Below are 3,288 nucleotides of genomic sequence, written 5' to 3' on the forward strand. Positions count from 1 at the left end.
CGCGCTCGGCGACCCGATCGAGGCGGAGGCGCTGCTCGCCGCCTACGGGCAGGACCGGCCGGCCGACCGGCCGCTGCGGCTGGGCTCGCTGAAGTCCAACATCGGCCACGCGCAGGCGGCCGCCGGCGTGGGCGGCGTGATCAAGATGGTCGAGGCGATCCGGCACGGCGTGCTGCCGAGGACGCTGCACGTCGACGAGCCGTCGCCGCACGTCGACTGGGCGGGCGGCGCGGTGTCGCTGCTGACCGAGCGCGCCGCGTGGCCGGAGACCGGCGCCCCGCGCCGCGCGGCGGTGTCGTCGTTCGGACTGGGCGGCACCAACGCGCACCTGGTGCTGGAGCAGGCGGAAGAGGAAGCCGCCGCGGACGACGGGACCACCAGCCTGCCCGCCCTCCCCTGGGTGCTGTCCGCCCGCACCGAGGCGGGTCTGCGCGAGCAGGCCGAGCGGCTGCTGGCCGAGGTCGAGCGGCGGCCCGAACTGCGGGCGCGGGACGTCGCGCACACGCTGGCGGGCCGCAGCCGGTTCGGGTTCGGCGCCGCCGTGGTCGGCCAGGACCGGGGCGAACTCCTCGAAGGGCTCGCCGTGTTCCTCGCCCGCGACCGCCGCGCGGACGTCGTCGCGGCGGCCGAGGACGGCGGGCGCACCGCCTGGCTGTTCTCCGGCCAGGGTGCCCAGCGCCCCGGCATGGCGCGCGAACTGTACGAGGCCTCGCCCGAGTTCGCGGCGCTGCTGGACGACGTGTGCCGGGAGCTGGACCGCCACCTGGACCGTCCGCTGCGCGCGCTGATGTTCGCCGACGCGGACGGTGCCGAGGCCGCGCTGCTGAACGAGACGCAGTACACCCAGTGCGCGCTGTTCGCGGTCGAGGTCGCCCTGCACCGGCTGCTGGCCCGCTGGGCGCCGGAGCCGGACTTCCTGATCGGCCACTCGGTCGGCGAGCTCGCCGCCGCGCACGTCGCCGGGGTGCTGACCCTGGCGGACGCCTGCACCCTGGTCGCGGCGCGCGGCCGGCTCATGCAGGCCCTCCCGGCGGGCGGCGCGATGGCCGCCGTCGAGGCCGCCGAGGACGAGGTGCTGGCCGCGCTCGCGGGCCGCGGCGAGCGGGTGGCGGTCGCCGCCGTCAACGGGCCGCGCTCGGTCGTGGTCTCCGGCGACGAGGACGTCGTCACGGAGCTCGTCGCCGAGTGGCGCGCGCAGGGGCGGCGCACCAGCCGGCTGCGCGTGTCGCACGCCTTCCACTCGCCGCGCATGGACGCGGTGCTCGACGACTTCCGGGCGGTCGCCGCGGGGCTGTCGTTCGCGCCGCCGCGCATCCCGATCGTGTCCAACCTGACCGGCCGCACGGCCGACGCCGCCGAGCTGTGCACCCCGGAGTACTGGGTGCGGCACGTCCGCGAGGCGGTGCGCTTCGCGGACGGCGTGCGCCACCTGCGCGCCGAGGGCGTCACCACGTTCGTCGAACTCGGCCCGGACGCGGTGCTCACCGCGCTGGCCGAGGAGGTCCTCGCCGGGGACGACGCCACGGTGTGCACGGCCGTCCTGCGGCGCACCGTGCCCGAGCCGGTGGCCGCCGTGGGCGCGCTCGCCGTGCTGGCCGCCCGGGGCGCGGCCGTCGACCTGGCCGCCCTGCTGCCCGGCGCCCACCTGCCCGGGCTGCCCACCTACGCGTTCCAGCGGCAGAGCTACTGGGTGAACCCGGTCGAGCGGCGCGCCGAGGACGTCGCGTCGGCGGGCCTGCGGCCGGTCGGGCACCCGCTGCTCGGCGCCGCCGTCGCCCTGGCCGACGAGCGCGGCGGCCTGCTGCTCACCGGGCGGCTGTCGGTGGCGGCGCAGCCGTGGCTGGCCGACCACCGGGTGCACGGGCGGATCCTGGTGCCGGGCACGGCGCTCGCCGAACTCGCCCTGCGGGTGGGCGCGGAGGCCGGCTGCGGCCGGCTGGAGGAGCTGACGCTGGAGGTGCCGCTGGTCCTGGAGGAGGACGGCGGGGTGGACCTCCAGGTGTCGGTGGGCGCCCCGGAGGCCGACGGGCGGTGCTCGTTCCGCCTGTACTCGCGCCCGCAGGGCGCGGCGGCCGACGCGGAGTGGACCCGGCACGCCTCGGGCAGCCTGAGCGCTCTCGAAGCAGACGAACAGGACTGGGAGTTCGCGCTCGCCTGGCCGCCGGCGGGGGCGCAGGAGCTGGACGGCGAGCAGGCGTACGCGGGCTTCGCCGAGGCGGGCATCGAGCACGGCCCGGCGTTCCGCGGTCTGCGCGGCGCGTGGCGGCACGGGCGGGACCTGTACGCGGAGGTGGCCCTGGAGGCCGCCGAGGACGGCGACTTCGGGCTGCACCCGGCGCTGTGGGACGCGGCGCTGCACGCGATCGGCCTCGGTGAGCCGGCGGAGGTCGCGGCCGGTTCGCTGCCGTTCTCGTGGTCGGGCGTCTCCCTGCACGGGACGGCGGCGGACGGGCTGCGCGTGCGGATCTCGCCGGCCGGGCCGGGCGCGGTGGCGCTCGCGCTGGCCGACGGCGCCGGGCGGCCGGTCGCGTCGGTGGCCGCGCTCGCCGTGCGGCCGGTGCCGTCGGGGGCGCTGCGGAGCACGTCCGACGCGCTGTTCCGGGTGGCGTGGACGGCGCTGCCGGCCGGCGGTCCGGTGGCCGCCCCGGCGGACTGGGCGGTGCTGGGCGACGCGTTCGCCGGGCCCGTTCCGGCCGTGCGCCACGCGGACTTCGGTGCGCTGGCCGCCGCCGTCGACGCGGGGGCGGAGGTGCCCGGCACGGTGCTGGTCGCCGTCGGCCGCACCGGTGACACCCTGCCGGTGCCGCAGGCCGTGCGCGAGGCGACCGGCGTGGTGCTGGAGCTGCTGCACGCCTGGTCGGCCGACGAGCGCTTCGCGGACTCCCGGCTCGTCCTGCTCACCCGCGGCGCGGTCGCCGCCGGCGGCGCCGAGGCCGCCGACCCCGTCCGGGCCGCCGTGTGGGGCCTGGTCCGCTCGGCGCAGACCGAACAGCCGGGCCGGTACGTCCTGGTGGACCTCGATGCCACGGCACCGGAGAGCGAACTCCGCCCGCTGGCCGCCGCGTTGGACACCGGAGAACCCCAACTCGCCCTGCGCGGCACCACGGTGAGCGCCGCCCGCCTGGAGCGGGCCACCACCGGCACCGGCGCGGCGCCGGAGTGGGACGCGGACGGCACCGTTCTCGTCACCGGCGCCACCGGCGCGCTCGGCCGCCTGGTCGCACGGCACCTGGCCGCCGTCCGGGGCGTGCGCCACCTGCTCCTCGTCAGCCGCCAGGGCGCACAGGC

At 78.6% G+C, this 3,288-nt stretch carries 1 protein-coding gene; it reads left to right on the plus strand.

All coding sequences use genetic code 11. The features are described from left to right. Positions 1–3,288 (plus strand): type I polyketide synthase (locus AB0O00_RS33450; protein WP_363658252.1); only part of this gene is annotated, 3,288 nt, incomplete at both ends.

This window comes from Kitasatospora sp. NPDC093558, from assembly GCF_040683475.1.
Lineage (GTDB): Bacteria > Actinomycetota > Actinomycetes > Streptomycetales > Streptomycetaceae > Kitasatospora.